The 20,279-nt window shown below is 36.2% G+C and carries 25 protein-coding genes; 23 read left to right on the top strand and 2 right to left on the bottom strand.

What is annotated here, in order from left to right:
• Positions 1-33: 33 nt before the first annotated feature.
• The 23 genes from AACZ92_RS08055 (at position 34) to AACZ92_RS08165 (ending at position 17,750) form a co-directional block, all read left to right on the top strand.
• Positions 34-1,815, top strand: coding sequence for a phage baseplate assembly protein V (locus AACZ92_RS08055; protein ID WP_339699505.1), 1,782 nt, complete (start codon positions 34-36; stop codon positions 1,813-1,815).
• A 24-nt stretch (positions 1,816-1,839) separates the two neighbouring features.
• Positions 1,840-2,796, top strand: coding sequence for a hypothetical protein (locus AACZ92_RS08060; protein WP_339699508.1), 957 nt, complete (start codon positions 1,840-1,842; stop codon positions 2,794-2,796).
• An 11-nt stretch (positions 2,797-2,807) separates the two neighbouring features.
• Positions 2,808-3,284, top strand: coding sequence for a PAAR-like protein (locus AACZ92_RS08065; RefSeq protein WP_339699511.1), 477 nt, complete (start codon positions 2,808-2,810; stop codon positions 3,282-3,284).
• A gap of 3 nt (positions 3,285-3,287) precedes the next feature.
• On the top strand, positions 3,288-6,011 hold the full coding sequence (locus tag AACZ92_RS08070; RefSeq protein WP_339699514.1) for an OmpA family protein: 2,724 nt from the start codon (positions 3,288-3,290) through the stop codon (positions 6,009-6,011).
• 73 nt (positions 6,012-6,084) lie between these two features.
• Positions 6,085-6,711: a hypothetical protein gene (locus AACZ92_RS08075; RefSeq protein WP_339699517.1), complete on the top strand. Its 627-nt coding sequence runs from the start codon at positions 6,085-6,087 to the stop codon at positions 6,709-6,711.
• A gap of 5 nt (positions 6,712-6,716) precedes the next feature.
• The gene (locus AACZ92_RS08080) at positions 6,717-7,502 is read left to right on the top strand and encodes a hypothetical protein (protein WP_339699519.1); all 786 of its coding nucleotides are present in this window, start codon (positions 6,717-6,719) and stop codon (positions 7,500-7,502) included.
• 187 nt (positions 7,503-7,689) lie between these two features.
• Positions 7,690-8,040, top strand: a complete 351-nt coding sequence (locus tag AACZ92_RS08085; protein WP_339699521.1) for a hypothetical protein — start codon at positions 7,690-7,692, stop codon at positions 8,038-8,040.
• Positions 7,998-8,705: a hypothetical protein gene (locus AACZ92_RS08090; protein WP_339699524.1), complete on the top strand. Its 708-nt coding sequence runs from the start codon at positions 7,998-8,000 to the stop codon at positions 8,703-8,705. The genes AACZ92_RS08085 and AACZ92_RS08090 overlap by 43 nt, the downstream gene beginning before the upstream one ends.
• Before the next feature lie 15 nt (positions 8,706-8,720).
• Positions 8,721-9,437 carry a hypothetical protein gene (locus AACZ92_RS08095; protein WP_339699526.1) on the top strand — a complete coding sequence of 239 codons (717 nt, stop codon included), beginning with the start codon at positions 8,721-8,723 and terminating at the stop codon, positions 9,435-9,437.
• Between the two features lie 42 nt (positions 9,438-9,479).
• Complete coding sequence (locus AACZ92_RS08100) at positions 9,480-10,265, top strand: hypothetical protein (protein WP_339699528.1); 786 nt, start codon at positions 9,480-9,482, stop codon at positions 10,263-10,265.
• A gap of 206 nt (positions 10,266-10,471) precedes the next feature.
• Positions 10,472-10,861, top strand: a complete 390-nt coding sequence (locus tag AACZ92_RS08105; RefSeq protein ID WP_339699531.1) for a hypothetical protein — start codon at positions 10,472-10,474, stop codon at positions 10,859-10,861.
• 73 nt (positions 10,862-10,934) lie between these two features.
• Positions 10,935-11,561, top strand: coding sequence for a hypothetical protein (locus AACZ92_RS08110; RefSeq protein WP_339699517.1), 627 nt, complete (start codon positions 10,935-10,937; stop codon positions 11,559-11,561).
• Between the two features lie 5 nt (positions 11,562-11,566).
• Positions 11,567-11,857: a hypothetical protein gene (locus AACZ92_RS08115; protein WP_339699534.1), complete on the top strand. Its 291-nt coding sequence runs from the start codon at positions 11,567-11,569 to the stop codon at positions 11,855-11,857.
• Positions 11,858-11,964: 107 nt separating this feature from the next.
• A complete protein-coding gene (locus AACZ92_RS08120) occupies positions 11,965-12,333 on the top strand; it encodes a hypothetical protein (RefSeq protein ID WP_339699537.1) in 369 nt (122 codons plus the stop codon).
• Positions 12,334-12,335: 2 nt separating this feature from the next.
• Positions 12,336-12,506, top strand: a complete 171-nt coding sequence (locus tag AACZ92_RS08125) for a hypothetical protein (protein WP_339699540.1) — start codon at positions 12,336-12,338, stop codon at positions 12,504-12,506.
• Positions 12,493-13,308 (top strand): hypothetical protein, encoded by an 816-nt coding sequence (locus AACZ92_RS08130; RefSeq protein ID WP_339699543.1) that lies wholly within the window; start codon positions 12,493-12,495, stop codon positions 13,306-13,308. The genes AACZ92_RS08125 and AACZ92_RS08130 overlap by 14 nt, the downstream gene beginning before the upstream one ends.
• On the top strand, positions 13,305-13,856 hold the full coding sequence (locus tag AACZ92_RS08135; protein WP_339699546.1) for a hypothetical protein: 552 nt from the start codon (positions 13,305-13,307) through the stop codon (positions 13,854-13,856). Before AACZ92_RS08130 ends, AACZ92_RS08135 begins: the two co-directional genes overlap by 4 nt.
• Before the next feature lie 9 nt (positions 13,857-13,865).
• Entirely contained in the window at positions 13,866-15,047 is a 1,182-nt protein-coding gene (locus tag AACZ92_RS08140; RefSeq protein WP_339699549.1) for a hypothetical protein, read from the top strand.
• The gene (locus AACZ92_RS08145; protein WP_339699552.1) at positions 15,047-15,379 is read left to right on the top strand and encodes a hypothetical protein; all 333 of its coding nucleotides are present in this window, start codon (positions 15,047-15,049) and stop codon (positions 15,377-15,379) included. Before AACZ92_RS08140 ends, AACZ92_RS08145 begins: the two co-directional genes overlap by 1 nt.
• Positions 15,380-15,400: 21 nt before the next feature.
• Positions 15,401-15,640, top strand: coding sequence for a LysM domain-containing protein (locus AACZ92_RS08150; protein WP_339699555.1), 240 nt, complete (start codon positions 15,401-15,403; stop codon positions 15,638-15,640).
• Positions 15,641-15,644: 4 nt separating this feature from the next.
• A complete protein-coding gene (locus AACZ92_RS08155) occupies positions 15,645-16,247 on the top strand; it encodes a hypothetical protein (protein WP_339699558.1) in 603 nt (200 codons plus the stop codon).
• A gap of 3 nt (positions 16,248-16,250) precedes the next feature.
• Positions 16,251-17,024 carry a hypothetical protein gene (locus tag AACZ92_RS08160; protein ID WP_339699561.1) on the top strand — a complete coding sequence of 258 codons (774 nt, stop codon included), beginning with the start codon at positions 16,251-16,253 and terminating at the stop codon, positions 17,022-17,024.
• A 30-nt stretch (positions 17,025-17,054) separates the two neighbouring features.
• On the top strand, positions 17,055-17,750 hold the full coding sequence (locus AACZ92_RS08165; protein WP_339699563.1) for a hypothetical protein: 696 nt from the start codon (positions 17,055-17,057) through the stop codon (positions 17,748-17,750).
• Between the two features lie 30 nt (positions 17,751-17,780).
• On the opposite strand, the gene AACZ92_RS08170 is transcribed toward AACZ92_RS08165, so the two are convergent.
• Both AACZ92_RS08170 and AACZ92_RS08175 read right to left on the bottom strand, forming a co-directional pair.
• A complete protein-coding gene (locus AACZ92_RS08170; protein ID WP_339699565.1) occupies positions 17,781-19,424 on the bottom strand; it encodes a hypothetical protein in 1,644 nt (547 codons plus the stop codon).
• Between the two features lie 56 nt (positions 19,425-19,480).
• Entirely contained in the window at positions 19,481-20,044 is a 564-nt protein-coding gene (locus AACZ92_RS08175; RefSeq protein ID WP_339699567.1) for a hypothetical protein, read from the bottom strand.
• Positions 20,045-20,279 lie beyond the last annotated feature (235 nt).

Consider the following 20,279-nt stretch of genomic DNA (forward strand, 5'->3'; position numbering starts at 1 on the left):
AAATTGAAAGAAAGAACATTAAAATAAGTAAATATGGCCTTACACAGCGACATACAGATATACATTGGGGGCGCTCCGGTACCTACATTTAAACGCCTTACCCTGCACCAAGAAATTGATGATCATCACACCCTGCAAGTATTTTGCCGTATGGATGTGCTAGACGGTCTTACTGGTGAATTAGCCGGACAAACCAAAAATTATCTTGGTGAGTCTATTACTTTACAAATACGATCGCTCGGCGAGATTGCCAATTATAGTAGTTTGGAGTTCAAAGGTGTTGTCACGGCCATAGACAGCACAAAGGGATTTCAGCAAAGCAGCGGTGATTTTATTGTAATTTCGGCAAAAGCGGGAACCATTATAACAGATGACGGCCCACATTACGCTTCACATAACGATATATCCCTACAAGATATTCTGGATACTACCTTCTCTAGCTACGACAAGTCAAAACTTGAGATGGCATTTACTCCAGAATTTAGCCAACCCCTCCACTACTCTGTACAGAATAGAGAAAGTTCATGGCAGTATGCCAGTAGACTAGCAGCACAGTACAGCGAGTGGTTTTACTACGATGGTAAAAAATTGGTTTTTGGCAAGCCCGAGGATAAAGATCCCATAAAGTTACAATATGGATTGGATCTTCAGGAGTTTTCCATGAAACTGAACCCCCAGCCCAACAAATTCAATTATTTTACCAATGATTACCTAACAAATGGAGAACATAAAAAAAGCACCAACGAAGTAGGAGCACCCGGAGGCTACAACGGTTTCGTTAGTGGCAAGGCGGACAAGCTTTATACCAAGGAGACCAATGTGTTTGTCAATAGCTATAACGACCCACAAAGCAAAAGCCGTATGGACCGGCAGGTAGAGCAACACAAAAAAATGGTAGATCAGCAGCAGGTAATCCTAAAAGGAGCTAGTGATAACCCAGGCGTGGGCCTTGGCAAGGTCATTAAAGTTATGGGAGAAGAGGAAAATTATGGCAGCTACCGAGTAACGTCTATAACTCATACCGCCAATGAGAATGGTCGTTATCAAAACCGTTTTCAAGGTGTGAGTACCGAAGCAGATGTGTATCCGCAGACCAACATTAATGCCTTTCCACGAAGTGAAACCCAAACCGCTGTAGTGACCGAAAATGCCGACCCGGAAGGGATAGGCCGTATAAAAGTACAGTTCCCTTGGCAAAAAATGATGGGCGAAATGACACCGTGGTTGCGTATCGTTACCCCCCATTCCGGTGGCGACAAAGGCTTCCACTTTATCCCGGAACTTGAAGAAGAAGTACTCATAGGTTTTGAAGGCGGCAATGCGGAGCGACCTTATGTAATGGGATCACTGTATCACGGTAACCATAGACCCCAAAGTTGGAAAACACAGAAAAACGATATCAAGGCCATGCGAACCCGCAGTGGGCATACATTAGAGTTTAATGATGCCGATGGAGCCGAAAGCATAACCCTTACCGATAAGAAGGGAAATGTGATTCATATTGATACTGCCAATAACAATATTGAGATTTCTGCATTAGAAAATATGACTCTGAATGCTAAAAACATTAATATTAAGGCACAAGAAAATATTGATATGTCAGCTGGAAAGAATTTCACTAAAAGTGTTGCCGAAAATTATCAAGTAATGTCAAAGAACACAAGTTTAATAACGGAAGATGAACATTTAACGGATGCAAAAAAACAACAACACGTAGCCGATGAAATAACCATAAGTAGTAACAAAGAAAATCTAACCCTTGCATCAGGTAAGACCGTTGATGTACAGAGTGAGGAAAAAGTGAAATTATTTTAATTAGATAGTTGATTTGATTATATTATGAAAAGACAATTTCTCATTCCAGATATAGAAACTCAGGAAACTGGCTCCTTAACCCCTATCTCACTTAAATCTAATACCGAGCGGCAAATAACATATGGTTGCCATATAATTTTTGAAAATAAAGAGGCCAAGACAAAGAATGAGATTCGCTATAAGATGGATATTGAAATTGTGAAAAATGGAGAACGATATATTGACTACATCATAAAACGACACGATTCTTTTTATCTAAATGACGAAGTCCCATCTAACACCAGTGATCTATGCTTATTTGAAGCAGGTCAATTCATCTACCCCTTGAAATTACGTGCTAATAAAAGTGGAAAGGCACTGAGAATTACAAACTTCGACGAAATAAAAAATCGGTGGACGGTAAATCATAAAACCGATATACTTGAAAAATATGGATTGGAAATTGCGAATGGATATGTTACAGGAGTAAACAGCATTTTATCCTCAGAAGATATTTTTGTGAAATATATTTTAAATGAATGGTTTTTGTGTTTATACTTTAATAATTTGTATGGAGATTATTCGGAGAATTTTATAAATACTTTGGATCGATTATATCCTTTGTTACCGAAAACAAAACCAGTTAGCTTTCACTCTAAGGCCAAAATAAAAAATGATGGCACTTATGACCGAGTTTTTTTCAAAGGAAAAATTAATGATGATAGATGTTATGAAGATTTATCTCAAAAACTGAAGACACCCTATTTTTCTTTAATAAATCCTGATGCAAAACAAGCTGAAGCAGATTTTAAGCTACAATATCTTATGGAAATGGGATCTGGGTTAATATTAGGTTTAGATGCCTTATTTAATCATAATATAAATGGAGAACAGACTATTGGAGTTGGGATGTACAAAATTGGTGAAGTAGAGAACGGTGAGGCAAAACCAAAAAATATTGAAAAAGACAAAAAAGGGATTTTCGCAAGAATTTTCAAATAATAATAAAAATTATGAGTAAGCGATTTGTTTTAGTTCAAGGGGCACAGTGCACTTGCCAGTTTGGAGACACACCAGATATATTAAAAGTCTTATCCCATAGTAAATACTATGCTAGTGATGCATCTGCAGCAGATAAGTTAATAGGTACAACAATGGAATTAGGTGGGGCAACATTTGAAAAGAATACATTTGGCCAATGCAAATTACAACCAACAGGAAGCAGTTTTAAGCCTTGTCAAATTGTGGTTTCCAAATGGGATTTACCTTATGAAAACCTAAACTTAGGGAATGGCGGACAAGTACTTACCGAAACAAGCAAAGCCGTCTGTCCTATCGCAGGTAGCCCTTGTATAAGCGTGATTAAACACGGTCAAACTACCGAAGGTAGTGTTTCTGGTAACGAGGATGAAAATGTTCAAAACCAATTAAATCCTATTACCGAACCACAGAAAGAAAAAAGTCAACAGGAACAAGTTAAATTCATATAATCTATGGCTACAGGCATTAAGCATATTGAATTTGCGGATCCTTCTGACATCAATTGGGATAATTTTTTGAGTTTTGGTAATTCAAATCCTAACACCAATTTCATCATACGAGCTAACAAATCCATAAAATTAAGGGCGGTATATGAGAATGAAACACCCTTGGTACAACGCAATGCAGCAATGTGGATAAAAGGCCCCAAAACAGAATGTGGATACACCAAAGATGACCGTACGGATAAAATTGGCGACGAAGGCTTTCTATTAATAGAGCCCAAATTCTGTGGACCACAAGAGTTTATTATAGAAGCTTTTTTAGACCAACCTACTAATAGATATCCAAAGCAACTCACGTTTAGAGGTTATGCTCCAGAAAAAATTATTAGTACCAAATGGAGTTTCACAAAAGGAGGGAACGACATTCGGGGAAGTAAGATTAAATATGGCGATAAAGTCTGGTTAAACATACAAGCTGAGGGACTTAATGGTGCTCAAGTTACAATAGAAGTATATGATACTGATGGCCTTGATGATAAAGTGAGCACCCAACAATCTCTATGTATTGAAGGAGAAATTAATATTGAGTTTAATGACACTTTTAATTGGAAAAGCAGCTTTCAATTTGGTGAAGATAAGTTTTACATAAAAATCAACAAAAGAGGTGGCAACTATATAATAGATGATTACGACGATGATGAACACGCTCGGTTTCTCACGATTAAAAATGAAGAAAGTAGTAGAGAAGTTGCATCTTCAACTACTGAAAGACCGCTGGTCATTGAGCAAAACCAAGTCAATTTTGAGCGGTATGAGCTATGTCGATTTGAAAAGATAACGGTTACAGATCAGGGTGATGATGTCATTCTCTTTGATCAAGAAAAACTACAATTAGACTTAAGTGGAAAAAAGAGTGAGTTTCAGGTATCAGAAACCATTCACTTTGACCTTGACCGTTCGGCAATAAGGGCCGATGCAAAAGTAGTTTTAGGCGGTATTGCTCGATTATTGATGGACAACCCCAAAGTACCTGTGCGCTTAGGGGCGCATTGCGATATACGGGCAGATCATGCCTACAACGATCAATTGTCCCTACAACGAGCCCAAGCAGCAGTTTCTTGTTTAGTTGGCCAAGGTATAGATAACGACCGCATAAGTTCCTACGGCTATGGCAAAAGGCGCTTGCTAATAGAAGGCGAGGATATCTCTGAAGAAGAGCACGAGATTAACCGACGGGTGACCATTGAGTTTTTAATTTTTGGTTCAAATGCAGAAAGTATTGTTTTTGACACTATTTCTGGAGACACTAATAATAGAACAACGCTTGAGTTTAGCGTTGAAAATCACGAGGTTGGGCCCTGTATCGGGAAAGGAGTCGAGAATGCTCAACACACTAAAGATGTCGAATCTAAGATTTTAACAGTGGATTCCAACATACAGAATTCAGAAAATTTAGGAGATTCAAGTTCTTTTTCTTCAAGGGTTTTTAGTGATATGAGTGGTATAAAATTGAATCCTTTTAAATACTTTTGGCCACATAAGGCGCCCTACAACCAGTTTCAATACCATATACACAGTTGTCGATACTATTCTTTTACAAACATTCCAACTGTATTGGCAAACGTTTATCCCGATATTAAATGGGACTTCCATTTCTTCGCAAAATTAAACAATCCTTTAGCTGTGAGTTGGCAGGGACTGAATGGAACAAGTTTAGACAGAATGAGTTCGGTAAATGGGAAAGTTGCCGCTGAGTCCAGATGGAAACAATCGGAAGCAGCATTTGGAGCTGTCTTAAAAGCAAGCTGGAACAAGATAAGCGATAATAGATTTAATGAAGACTTTGAGTTAACGGCTAAATATGAAGATCATTTTAAGTGGCTCTATAAAGTTTTTCGTTCAATCAGAGAATTATCACAAGGAATTACTAAAGATACAAAAGGTGTGGCTTCAAAGAAACTCGGAAGCAAACAACCATTTACTGTAGAAGTTGTTCCACCAAATTTTTGCTTGGGCGTTGAGTGGGAGCTGGCACGAGGTGAGCTAAAAGAAGAGGCAATTAAAGAAATAGGAACAAAATATAAGGTCTATTTACATGCTGACCAGTTAATAGGAGCGAGTATTATAATAGATTTGCTTGGAGGCGCTTTAAAAGCAGCCTCAGTGGCTACAACCGGCAATACGGTTGCAGCCGATATTGTTTTGAAAATCAGAGAATGGGCACAAAAAGGTTATGAAAGCGAAAATGTTGAAATTAATTTCAGGGTTTGGTTCGACCTTATAATCACTGGTGAAATATATGGTGAAGTCGATGTAGAGAACAATACAGCATCTGACAGGACATTGGTCGAAACGGAGCTAGGCACAAAGCTCTCCGTCGAACTTACAGCAGGCGTTGAACTTACTGCAAAAGTGGTGATAGTAAAGGTGGGCTCGGCATCAATTGAAGGCAATGCAAGCGCAGGTGCCAAATTAGAAATAATCTCAGGTCATCAAATAGCCTACGATTCTTATAAAGGCTTATATTACAAACCAAAGCTCACGCTTCCTCCTTGTGTCGCGCAGGTAGTGGTTTACATAGAGGTGGGACTATCTTACAAGGTTGTAAGCGCAGACTGGAGGCCCATAGATTACAATAAAAGAAGAAAATTTTGGAAGAAAGAAATTGATATTATAAAAAATTTAGAAGATATTTCAGGACGTAAAGCAGAAATTGAATTAATTAAAAATTAAAATGAAAAAATTAAAAACTTTAACATCGTTAGTTTTAGTAATAATATCTTGTCAAAGTCAAACTGAATTTGACTTGGCAACAATAAGCTTACCACTCTCATTTGAAGATATTGAAAAAGATGAGAGTACTATGGAAAAGGATGAGGGCCTTAGCAATAATGAATTTGAAGTATATAAATCAACTAATGTGAACTTTTTCAGGTTTAGAAACATTGTTTTTGATCAAAACTTCTCGGATGAGTTTTGGAGTCCGACAACTATACGGTTTTTTATGGACAGTCATACAAATAATTTAGAATTGTTACATTTTGAAACTCTTGATAAAGAAAACAGCAAAAGCTTGTACGAGGCATCTTTAGAGGTTTTTGGAACTCCAGACTATTATAATAAAGACAATGATTTCTTTGAGGCTCTTTGGGAGCAAGATGGATACTTTATTTCTTTAGTTCAAAATCACACTACACGAATCGGTGAGAAAAGAACTACATCAAGTTCACTTAAATACTTTGGAAACAACTTGAACAGTTTGACTGATTACTTTTTCAAGCCTCACTTTGCTTACTATCTTGACTATTTAGAAGTAAGGAAGTCAAAGCAAACAAAAGGATATAATTATGAAGATTTTGCGAAAGATAAGGCAGAGGAAATGTTTGGGGATAGCCAATACTTGGATGATATTAACGACAACGATCCATTATAAATAAGATGATAAGTAAACCATACTACCAAATAACCCTCAAAGCAGTAGATTGCAGGTTCTCATTGACCGTAAACGACCAGTTTGTCTTTCAGATGAATGTCGAGGATGGACAAATCTCAACGCAAATCCCAATAAACCACACCATCGTAAATAGTGGCTATACGGACATATCTGTATCGGTAAACCCCCAGTTCGGCCAAAAGAAATTTGCAGACACGTCAGAGTTCGTCTATGAGTGCCATTTGTATGATATAAAAAATGGTTTCACGCATATTGAATCCTTTGGTGAAAATCGTACTCCAGACTTTAGTGAGAAGGAAAGACCGCTTAATGCATTTGCACATACCCAGAAACTGGAAGTTACTGTACCCTACCAGCTAAATGATGCCTGGAAGTCTGGTAAGGACTTGAAAGAAATTGATGATTTCGAAGAAAAATTAAGAGGTGCCTATCGAGAGGTTGGACAAATTATTAAGAATAAACAGTTTGAAGTTTTAAGAGAGCGGTTATCCCGCCGTGAAGAAAACATAGCCAAAGCTATGTACTTGTCACCCGTAGATTCCCGAGCGAGACTAAATGGCCTAATTAACGACTTTGAGGATGGTTTTACAGAAATGGAACTTCCCCAACAGGCAATGGTGATCTATTCGGCAAAAGATAGAAAGGCAAGTTTGAGAAGGCTTACTGGTGAGCCAGCCTTGAGTTTTAACAAAAAAGAACCTTTTGAACAGTTGTTTTTGGATTTGGAGTTTTACTGGCCGGTCGAGTCCAATAAGATGGAGGTGATCTAAATTCCTAAAAATTTAAAAGACCTTTAGGTATTTCATACACAGTTGCCGTTTTTATGCTTTCCCAGATATCGCCACGGTAATTACCAAAGTGTATCCGGACATCAAATGGGATTTTCATTTTTTCCTGAACCTAAGTAATGAGGCATCGGTTAAATGGCAAAAGCTATCCGCCAAAAAGCATCAGGACATGCAGAGCGAGGCAGGAAAAATAGGTGCTGAAAAAAGATGGAAACAAACGAATATCGATTTTGGGGTGCTCGTCCAGTCCAATTGGAACAAGCAAGGAGAAAATAGCTATAACAACGAGTTCAAGCTCACAACAACCTTTGAGACTAAAATAAAAACGCTGTACGAGGTATTTGCGGCATTGAAGGAGATCTCTAAATACATTACTGGAGAAACAAAGGGTAAAGTAGCTGAAAGCAGGGTTGGTAAGGACTTACCCTTTTCAGTGGTCATGAAGCCACCAAATATGTGTCTTGGTGCGGAATGGTTATGCTCCAGAGGAAAAAAGATGATAATCCTATCAAAGAAATAGGGACTGAGACCACTTTTTACCTCAAACTACAGCCTCTTATTCGCTTGGAGATTGTCATCGACCTTCTTGACTTGGCTGTAAACGCGGCTTTAGCCGTAGGTACAGGAGGAGCGGCAGCAAACCCAGTCGCCCGTCGATTGGTCAATGAAATTGGAGAATGGCTGTCAGACGATGATAACCCTGTTTCAGTTGACATGTATATTGAGTTGGTCCTATTTGGTGAAATTAAAACCGAAACCGAAATTGTGCATCATACCAAGGCTCCTAATAAGGGAGAGATAAAATTAGATGCAACAGTTGGAATAATTTTTAGGGCGGGTCTAACCATAAAAGCTGCGTTTGGTGCTTATGGAGTAGAATTTTATGCCTTGGGAGAGGCTACTGTAAAGGGTGAAGGCTCAATAACCTTTGGACACGAGCTAAAATACAACCAAGCGGCAGGAGGCTCTCTAAACTACCTACCAAAACTATTGTTTGATGGCATCGTAGTTACAGCTACCGTCAAGGCCGAGGTTGGAATGACCATTCGTAAATCCTGGTTTAACTTTGAGACAAACAAAAAACTGGCAGATTTCGAGTATGAGGAAAGATTGGTAGCGCCATTTGATATTTTACGAAAAATAGCTGGTCGTGATGTTTCAGTTACCCTAATAGAAAATGAATAAACCCAAAAATATAATATGAAGATTAAAAATGTAATTTTAACTATAGTTGTATCTTCTACGTTTTACAACTGTAAACCACAGGAACCAAAGATAGATTTAAATAAAGACGTCTTGGGAAAACAGATTTCTGAAGTACAAAAAAATAAGGCAAAATTTGCTGACTCTGATTTTATCCCAAACTATAATTATGGGGGGAAGCAAATATATCTACAAAATATATTTGGATTTGACGGTCTCAATTTTTCTGGTTCCGTGAAAGAAGAAAAAAAATTAGGTAAAAATAAGGTAAACTTCATTTACAGTAAGGCGGATAGCGTTGTTTCGATGTTTCAGCTTTCCGTTTACCAAACGGATAAAACAAAACTACTTGAAAACCATCTAAATGAATTATTGGGGGAGCCGAGTTTTACGGGATTTTCACTTTCTGACGGCAAGTTGGATACCTTGAACTATAGCCATAAGGTTTGGGAAGACCAGAAAAATAATAGAACCTATTTTTTTGAAGTGAAAAGAAACACAGTCATTTATCAAACCGAGGTTGAAACTGCGAGTGTTACAGTAATCGACAATTCTGAAGAATTCCTGATAGACTGGTATGCTTCGGCTGGTTTTGCCTATTGGGGAGATTTTTTAGATTACAGGAAACGATTTAAAACTTCAGAATATACTTATAAAGAATTTCTAAACGAACCTAGAGCAGCTTCAGATTATCATAAACAAACGACTCAATAAACATTATAGAACTAAAGATATTCTATTTAATAACAGGAAGATATGATCCCACAACCGTATTACGTTATCGATTTTGTGTTTATCACCGGGCTATTTGAAGTACGGGTCAATGATATTCCCGTCATAATGCTTTCTTTGGACAAGCAGCAAATGTCCACTGAGGTACCTATAAACCACGGCATCCATCAATCAGGCCCTTTTGAGGTGTCCGTAAAACTGTTGCCCGTTCCCGGTGAAACCCAGCTTAGCCAAGAGGCTGCCTTGAGATACAAGGTGTACCTTTACGATGTATCAAACGGGTTCAAGTTTCAAGAGGACCTCGGTGGTTGGAAAAGCCCCAAAGTCGATAAAGAAAATCCAGAAGCCTTATTTACCAACAGCAAATTTTTTGAAGCCGAAGTACCTTATAGCGTAAACGCCCTTTGGACGGATGGAAAACAGATAAAAAAGGTTAAAGAAGCCCGTGAGAAGCTTATTCACAAGTATTCGGAAATTTCAAGACTATTGAAAAATGGGAAGTACGATACCTACCAAAATATGATCTCCGTTCGCGAGCAGAATATTGCCAAGGCGATGTACTTGACCCCGAGCGAATCCCAAGCGCGTTTCAGAAGGTTAAAACGCGACCTGCAAAGTGGTTTCGACAAGGTGGAGTACCCAAAGGAGTCAGTTGTTTTAGTGCCTTCGGCATACGGCAAAAAAGCTTCGTTGCGAAGGCCGAATGGCGATCCCGCACTTAGCTTTGTGAATCCAGAACTTGGAGAACAGCAAATGCTTGACATAGAATTCTATTTCGATAAAAAGGTTAAAGAGTTCAAAATTATTTAATTCTCCTAATTGTAAATTTATACATCTTTTACTTTGCAACTAACCTTTCAGGAGCAGATACCCTCTTTTGTTGATATCAGTGAGATGGGAAAGGTTATGAAAACGAAAATGTCGAAATTAATTTCAGGGTTTGGTTCGACCTTATAATCACTGGTGAAATATATGGTGAAGTCGATGTAGAGAACAATACAGCATCTGACAGGACATTGGTCGAAACGGAGCTAGGCACAAAGCTCTCCGTCGAACTTACAGCAGGCGTTGAACTTACTGCAAAAGTGGTGATAGTAAAGGTGGGCTCGGCATCAATTGAAGGCAATGCAAGCGCAGGTGCCAAATTAGAAATAATCTCAGGTCATCAAATAGCCTACGATTCTTATAAAGGCTTATATTACAAACCAAAGCTCACGCTTCCTCCTTGTGTCGCGCAGGTAGTGGTTTACATAGAGGTGGGACTATCTTACAAGGTTGTAAGCGCAGACTGGAGGCCCATAGATTACAATAAAAGAAGAAAATTTTGGAAGAAAGAAATTGATATTATAAAAAATTTAGAAGATATTTCAGGACGTAAAGCAGAAATTGAATTAATTAAAAATTAAAATGAAAAAATTAAAAACTTTAACATCGTTAGTTTTAGTAATAATATCTTGTCAAAGTCAAACTGAATTTGACTTGGCAACAATAAGCTTACCACTCTCATTTGAAGATATTGAAAAAGATGAGAGTACTATGGAAAAGGATGAGGGCCTTAGCAATAATGAATTTGAAGTATATAAATCAACTAATGTGAACTTTTTCAGGTTTAGAAACATTGTTTTTGATCAAAACTTCTCGGATGAGTTTTGGAGTCCGACAACTATACGGTTTTTTATGGACAGTCATACAAATAATTTAGAATTGTTACATTTTGAAACTCTTGATAAAGAAAACAGCAAAAGCTTGTACGAGGCATCTTTAGAGGTTTTTGGAACTCCAGACTATTATAATAAAGACAATGATTTCTTTGAGGCTCTTTGGGAGCAAGATGGATACTTTATTTCTTTAGTTCAAAATCACACTACACGAATCGGTGAGAAAAGAACTACATCAAGTTCACTTAAATACTTTGGAAACAACTTGAACAGTTTGACTGATTACTTTTTCAAGCCTCACTTTGCTTACTATCTTGACTATTTAGAAGTAAGGAAGTCAAAGCAAACAAAAGGATATAATTATGAAGATTTTGCGAAAGATAAGGCAGAGGAAATGTTTGGGGATAGCCAATACTTGGATGATATTAACGACAACGATCCATTATAAATAAGATGATAAGTAAACCATACTACCAAATAACCCTCAAAGCAGTAGATTGCAGGTTCTCATTGACCGTAAACGACCAGTTTGTCTTTCAGATGAATGTCGAAAATGGGTTTGTTCAGATGGAGCTTCCAGAAAAATCAGTTGTAATCTTTTCAGCACTTGATAAAAAAGCGAGTTTGAGGAGACTAACTGGTGAACCAGCATGGAGTTTCAATAAAGAAGAACCTTTTGAACAATTATTTTTAGACTTGGAGTTTTATTGGTCAATTGATTCAGATAAGCTGAAGGTGATCTAACCTTTTTTGAAATTAAACGGTCGTATCTCAAGTCAGGATTATTTGCCGATCTTTTTCGAGCAAATATTCATCCATTCAACTATATATGGCCGGCAAAGTCATTAACTATGCAATTCAAGTATTTAATACACAGTTACAGATATTATGATTTCCCAGATATTGCCACAGTGGTTGCTAAAGTATATCCAGACATCAAGTGGGTCTTCCATTTATTCCTGAACCTTAGCAATAAAGCATCAGTTAAATGGCAGAAGCTATCTGCCAAAAAACATCGAGATATGCAAAGTGAGGCCGGCAATATGACGGAGACTTCGGATAATCGCCAAGATTTTATTGACAATGATTTCAGTAGGCAGTCCAAGACTTCTGATGAATATGCAAACGAGATGAAGTTATTTAGCGCAGAAGAAAAATTGACCATTCAAAGTTCTAAAACAGTAAACATTAACAGTGCAGAAAAGAGCAAACTATTTTAATTATGGCCATAACACGACAAGCAAAAAATTATAAAGTAATAGCCAAAAACCAATATCAATCCATCATTGGAGGTAAGCTAGAAAAATATGCAGACCATATTTTTATAGATGCTACCGATGAGAATATAGATTTGGCCAGTGGCAAAAAAGTGATTAACAATGGCGGCTGCTAAGGTACAATTTGCTCAATATAATCCAAGAAAGCGAGATGAAAGCTTAAAAGATACGTATCTCGTTTTATACGGAAGTGGCTATTTAGCTCTTGGAGAAGGAAGGCACAATGCTGGTAGTGCATTCAAACTAGTGGCCGAGGGAAGACATGCCATTAATAAGAAAAAACAAATAGATCAAAATTGTGTCATTCCTTTTTGTCCAACAGACAAGGATTTTTTCTTGAAAATAAAACTGAACAAAAGAATAAAACGCCTCGACATTTATTCCCACGCCTGGCAACACGGAATCAATTTGGGAGGATTTACCGGAAAAAGAACAATTGACGGAAAGGAATATGACGGAGACTCACTTGATTGGACAGATGACGTACAAGATGGAGGTCGCGATTTGAGAAGAGTGGAGATTCACGAAGATCAATATATCACTGGAAGTTCTCAAACAACCGAATTGGGAAATCTAGAATCTGACTCTTTTGTAGCAGATTGTGAAGTTTACTTTTGGGGTTGTAATGCTGGCGGACAGCTTACTTCAAGCGGTAAACACGTAACAAGTAATGAGCCATACATAGAAGAACCTAAAGAAACCTTTGCTCAAGAATTTGCTTTGAAAATGGGGAAAGGAAGTGTTTATGCATTAGTGGGTAAAGGTATTGGTGCTGGTTCTATGTTTAAAACAGATAAAAATGGCAAAAACATATACAGTGATGGAGAAATGCTACCTGCAAATATTGCTTTAAACCATAGCAACAAAAATACCGTCAAATTGGATGCTATGAATTACATGAAAAAATTCCCGCTATGAAAAAGATATGTATTGCAATCATTTTATTTTTGGCAATCTTGTCTTGCAAAAACACTATTATAGAAGATTCTGCGCGAAAAAAAAACCAAGATAATACCAATTCAAATTTTGTTGAAAAGACCGTAGATAGCTTGCAATACTTTACAATGTTGCCCGCAAAGTTCAATGAATATTACAAAGGGAGCAAGTTGGAGGTGAAAAACAAAAAATTTATGACCTCTTACCTAAATAGGACAACTAAAAAAGACATTCCTTATTTAGTAGAAGCAATACCTGACACCACAAAAACACAAGTAATTTATGCAGATCTTGCAACATTGAGAAAAGGTGATATTGCATTAAACTTACTAACTACACTAGACAAGGATTTAAATTTACAGAAAATCGTAGAAAACGAATTTAACAATCCTGGAGACCCAACGATCATTTATGATCCTGACCAAGTTTTTATCACGCTTTTTTTCAAGGGTAAAGGTTATTCTTCGGCATATTATAAAAACAGATTGCGCCTTTACGAGGCTTTAAAGTTTCATTACAATAAAAAGTAACCAACAACAATGAGCCCTAAAGTACAATTTGCACAATATCAACCTAAAGAACGTCCTGTTGAAGAAACTGAGGATTTTGATTTGACAATCAAGATTGGAGGGGACGATACTTTTGTGCCAATGGGAATCCCTTCTTATGGTGTTGGTACTGAGAATGATATCCTAAAGTTTGAGGTAGAAGTTAAGGAACACTTTATAGACCAATTGAAGATTGAAGTTATGCGTGAAGGTACAGTCGTTTACACAAAAGAATTCACGCAAACATTACCTGTGGGTTCCTACACTATCCCTTGGGACGGTTTTGACAATAACGGTGTTTACGACAGCTCCGGTTTTGTGGATGGAACTTTTAAAATAAAAGCCACAGGGTATTTAAGCGGAAAACAAAGAACAGTAGATAGTGAAGAGATTACTTTTGAATATGACGAAGTGGAATGGGTAGATGTGAAGATTGATAAAAATAATAAGCAGGTTGATGTTACGCTAAGAGTAAACTTAAAAGATGGGGGCGCCAAAGGATTAAACCGAACAGGAAGAATACCTCAATCAGACTTGGTTCCAAATCATTCTCCGATAACAACAAATATTAGAAGTTTTGAGGATTTGGAAAAATTAGCACTTGAAGGTATTAATTATCATTGGGGAAGAAATAAGGGACATCAAATTGCAATGTATGTCGAGATTAAAGGAGAGCGATATGAAATATGTATGAATGCTATCAATACTCAAGAAAATGCTATGGATGATGTTGATTTAATCTTTAATACTAATAGAAAATGGATGCGTTCAGGAAACCCAGGAACAGTTGAAGGTTTGATTTCATTGATCGGTAATCTCATTTCAAGGGAGGCAGTTTGTTATAATGGAGGATATATTTTACATTCTGATGGTTGGGGTTATAGAAACTTGGCTAATGAAGACATTGAATTTAAATTTACTACTGCGCATGAGATTGATCATACAATTTTAAAAGCATATGGTAATACCACATATTCTTACGGTCATAAAGGAAGTGTAAATGTGATTTTTCAAAATAGAAAGTCTTCAGCACCGAAATACGAAACACTAAAAGAAATTGATATTATGCCATATTACCCTACTGATCCTCCCTTAAGCCTATACGGTAGTTATGTTGCTTCGGAAAAAGATAGTATCAGTTTAATCTGGTTAACCAAGCTAAATATAAAATAATGAAACTAATCACAGCTATATTTTTTCTTTCTTTAATTCAATGTGGTAGCCATATTGATTTTTACCAAGGTCATGTTCTTAATAAGACAAAAAAACCAATTGTTAATTTGAAAGTTTATGAAAAATATAAACCTTCAAATTTTACCTATACAGATAAAGATGGTTATTTTAAGCTTCTTAAAAATAAAGAAGGGATAAGCCAATTTTTAATTATTGAGTCATCAGATAAAAAAATCTTAGATTCCATGCAAGTAATAAGAACTTCTGGAGGAGAAAAAATAAACTATCATTTTGTTCAAGGTAGAAATGATACACTTAAACTAAACAAATAACCCCAATTTCACTAACAAACCTTGCTACCCATCTACCGCACATATCAAGTAAAACCAAAAGACACGCTAGCGTCCATTGCTAAAGCACATGAATTGGACATGGAGGAGCTTAAAGCTTATCATAATGAGCGGGCCTGTCCAAGACCAGATACAACTGCGGTTGCCACCCTATCTAAAAGAATTTATCTTGCCTCCAGAAGGTTTTATTTTAAAAATGGAAAAGAGATATGGGCAAACATTGCTCTAATTAAAAACACATAATCTTATGAATATTTTAAAAATTTTTTCAATGCTTATGTTTTTGGTTTCATGTCAGTCGAATACCAATTTATCAAAACTTATTTTAAAGGAAGATGTAGATTCATTAATTACAGACAGAAATGACTTTTATAGAGAGGATGTAGAACCAGCTTCAGGGTTGGCTTCAATTTACACCTACAAAATTGATGGATTTAGTTTTGGTGAGTATGACCTGCTTGATAACTCTGAAACTGCAATAGCAAATAAAAATAGTTTGACTTTCTATTTAGAAAAACCATTTCAAAAATCAAACAATCAGATTGTTGGTTTTTTTATTAAGGTCAACAACAGTGAAAGTACGTTATTCAATGTAGTAGAGAATCTTTATGGAAAACTAGAAGAACTATCCCAAAAACCTACCTCAACTTACGAGGAAATTCTTTACGGTTCAGAATCTTGGTTATGGAAAGATCAAGAAATGACAATTATAGTTTCAAAATCCTATGGTTCGCGTAATGATAAACAGGTAATCGACGAATCACTATATCTTGTAAGAAATGATGTTATGGAGCGTGGAAACCCAAATCGAACCGCTGCAAACCGACTTATAGAAACTTTTAAAAATTAGAAAATGAGCATAAAACCTTATTACATGATAGACTTCAGTGCTGTAGCCTGTTTTTTTGAGATACGTGTAAATGATTACCCCGTTATTACCCAAAACATAGAAGGTCAAGTTGCTTCTATGATTCCCATAAATCAAGCTATTCTGGAATCGGGAAAAGCAACAATCACAGCAACGGTTCTTCCTATAGCTGGAACCACCGAGCTACATCCTGGCGCCTACCTACGATTTAAGATCATGCTTTTTGATGTTACCAACGATTTTGTGTTCCAAGAGCAATACGAACAATACGAGACCGATCCTGTAGGCGACCAAAAACTACCCATAATGGCATTGGCTGGCAATTTTATGGTAAATGTTCCATACATTCAAGATGCTTGGCAAGATGGTAGAAATCTTAAGGATGTGGAAGACCTCGCCCCAAAATTGCATTCCGCATACAAAAATATTTCAAGTATAATCAACGAAAAAAATTATGAACAATTCAAACAGTTAATAGCCAGAAGGGAAAACAACATTGCCAAAGCAATGTACTTGTCATCTGTTGAGGCAAGATCCAGGGCTGAAGATGTTATTACGGACATGCAATCAGGATTTACGCTAATGCCGATACCGAAAGATGCTATTTTACAACTTTACGCAAACAATAAAGTGGCGGCTTTAAAAAAATTAAATGGGGAATCTGCTCTATATTTATTTAACAAAAAAACGAATGAAGAGCTAATGCTAGATCTTACTTTCTACATCCCGGAAGGAAAAACCGAATTTGAGGTTATATAACCGCTTTACCAACCAACTAGCATACAATTCATGGCTTTAAATATTAAATTTACCACCTTAAGTTTTTTACTTCTTTGCGCTTACACGCTCAATGCTCAAAAAACCTATGAGTTAAGTAAGCTTTTAAATGGAGTGGGCCTCAACACCGTCATTAGCCAATCTAAAGACTACAAAGTTCAAGAGCGAGTTAAAAATGAGGATACATTAAGAGGGTATGCTCTAAACAATGATAGTTTTACCTTTTTAGGAAATCCTATTGGGCAGATTGAAGTTCATGAAACAAACGGAATGGTTCAGTTCATAGGGTTTGTAATTGAAGAAAAGCAATTGGACGGTTCTCATATTTTTGACGATATAGATAAGACAATCGAAACAGAAAGTGATGAAATAATGGAGGGAGCTTCCGAAGTAGACACTACAGATCCTACTGCAATTTCAGAAGTCAGTGAAGCTGAAAACAAAAAAAGGAATAACCGAAAACAAGCTTTTGTCAATTTTGTAAATAAAAATAGCCCTATCACCCAGCAAGCCAGAGCGTATCTAAATGAAAACTTCGAATTTGTTTCCTCAGAACCTCTTTGCCAATTTAATTGCTGGGATAAATGGAGGTCTGATTATGCTGAAATAGGAATTGAAAAAAACAATTTTATAGAAGATGTGGCAGATGGTAAGGAAGCAGTTTATATAGAACAGACGCTGATTATTAAAACTAATTTAAATAATTAGTAAATTGCTAATAATACAGTTTTAGGGTTATTAATCTAAATATTCAATAAACTTCTTACGGTCCAAATACCCTTTAGTTCCATTTTTTGAAATGTAATAAAAGGAATTGGTTTGTTGTTGTATGCTGTCATAAACTGTCTCTTCCTGTTGTGGGTAAAGCCCTACTTTGCCTTCATGGTATAAATAAACTTGTTGTTCTTTAGCGTTAAAGACAATGGAATCAAAACCTATAGGAAGAACTTCTTTCACTTTTATAGAACCTTCTTTTATTCGGAGAGATGGTATTTCTATACTGTCACCATTCGCAAAAACATCATACTCGGGTTTTGGTTTATGTAGTTTCGCTTTTTCTAGGTTATAACTAACAAGACCAAACTTTCCCTCTTCTTCTACTTTTAATATATTCCCAGGCATATTATTATTGAAGCTAAAGCCAGAATTGCTATCTGTATTTTCAGAAATTGAATTATCTAAAAAAGTGACTTTTTGATTTTTATTGAGTCCTTTAAGATATAAAAAGCTTTCAAACCCAGTGCCACCAAAGTGTCCTTCTTCAAGAATAAGTCTATGAGGGTTCTTATTGTTTTCTTTAGCAACCAATTTATAATTCTTAAAAGGTACAGTGCCACAATATAAAGTAACAGCTCTAGGAAATTGTTCGATTTTTTCCAGTTTGTAATTGTAATAATGTGCACCGTTTTTTTCTAATACTTCTAAGCCACTTCGGTATAAATAAGCGCTTTTTATACTATCGAATTTCACTTTCTCCAAATTAGCCTTGTAAATGGTGTACGTTTCGGCTTCCTTCCCTACTATAAAATATCGGTTATAATTAATAGAGTCGAAACTTTGTTTTAGCACAGGATCGCCAAATGAATTAACGAGGAAACTTTTTCCATCATCTCCTTTTTTCGGTTGAAAAAAATTCATGGCATTAAAATAGTCAAGGATTAATTTTTCAGGTATTCGAGCAAGTGAATCAGAAGGATTTAATTTTTTGGTTGTTATTGACTCAAACACATTATTTAAAGCTACTTCGTTATTTTTTAAAGGGATAAAAATACCTTTATCGTTGTTAGAATCATTTAATAAAGCAACATACGTATTTGGGTCGATTTCCAAATAAACGATATTTAAAAATTTAACATCATAGGGTCGCCATTTTTTCACATGGTCATCTGGGCTTTCTTCATAGGTAGAACCAAAACCGCCCGACCTGGCATAACCATATCTAAGTTCAGCGAGGCTCAGTAAACTAGGATTTATGGTTTTAAAAATCACAGGTGATTCTTTATCGTTTCTTTTACTCATAACCTGCCAAGTGTTTTGACTTAAATAGGATTTAAAATCTGATAAGCTCTGTTTTTTCAATTCACTTTTTAAAATAACTTGATAATTCTCTTTAATTTTTTCAAGTGTTGAGGGATTATCCTTATCAATTTCAATTGAGGTTGCACTCGCTAAATTATACTTTTCTTGAAAAAAGCTGTTTGTAAGCTCTAAGTGAATTCTATTATACGCATTCTCTTCTTGTTTTTGATAGAAAATATAATTTCCACGAGAATCATAGGCAATCAGGTCTATCTGTGGGACTTTAACGATAGTTTGTGCCGAGGTTTGGAATGCACTCATCAAAAATAGGAAGACAAAACAAAGATGTAGATAAAGTTTCATGATGTTGCTTTTGTATTATTAGAAATCAAACTTCGTTCCTAAAAATTAGTACTTCTTTAAAACTCAACTTTATCTCGCTTACAATACCAAAGCGCCTGGCAATATTCATCGAACTCACAACCTCCCAATGCAATTTTACCTTTATCAGCTTTATCCAATAAGTCCTGGCTGGGTTCACCGTAAACAATTTTAACCACCGTATCTTCCTTATTGCAATCGGGGCAAATTCCGGTTTTATTTTCCGCTGTGTGATATGGGCATTTTTCGGGAAGTAATAATTCTAGACTCTTGCTTTGCTTATTACATGTATTCACGAAAAATTCTCTGTACCTCGTCCCAATTTCCTTAAACACAAACCGTATTTTCAAATTAAAATCTGCTTTGGGCAATGCGTCTATTTTAAAATACCCTTTCGAATTGGTCTTGGTGGTAATCGGGATGTTGGAAAGTCTTTCTTGATTAAAAGGGTTTGTAGCTATCAGCTCTACTTCTGTATTCTCTAGCGGTTCACAGGTTCGAGAATCCTTTACATAGCCAGAAATTGATTCTGTTTGTCCATAACTTATAGTATATGGGGCAATAAAAAGCAATAATAACGAAAAATAGCAGTAAACTTTCATTTCAAAATATTTAATAAAAAAACCATCATAACAAGATATAAAGAAGTCTCTCTTCAGTAGTTAAGTAGCTTTTTAATTTTTATTGAAGTAAAAAACTATCCTTTTTATCTTCCCCAAATGCTCATTTTTTAGCTTTTTGGGCTCTTTTTAGTCGCATCTGGATGTGAAATCAAATGTGACTATCATCCCATCTCAACTTAATTAGGCAAATTTTAAGCAGAATAAAAGTAACAAA

The sequence above is a fragment of the uncultured Marixanthomonas sp. genome (assembly GCF_963974425.1).
Lineage (GTDB): Bacteria > Bacteroidota > Bacteroidia > Flavobacteriales > Flavobacteriaceae > Marixanthomonas.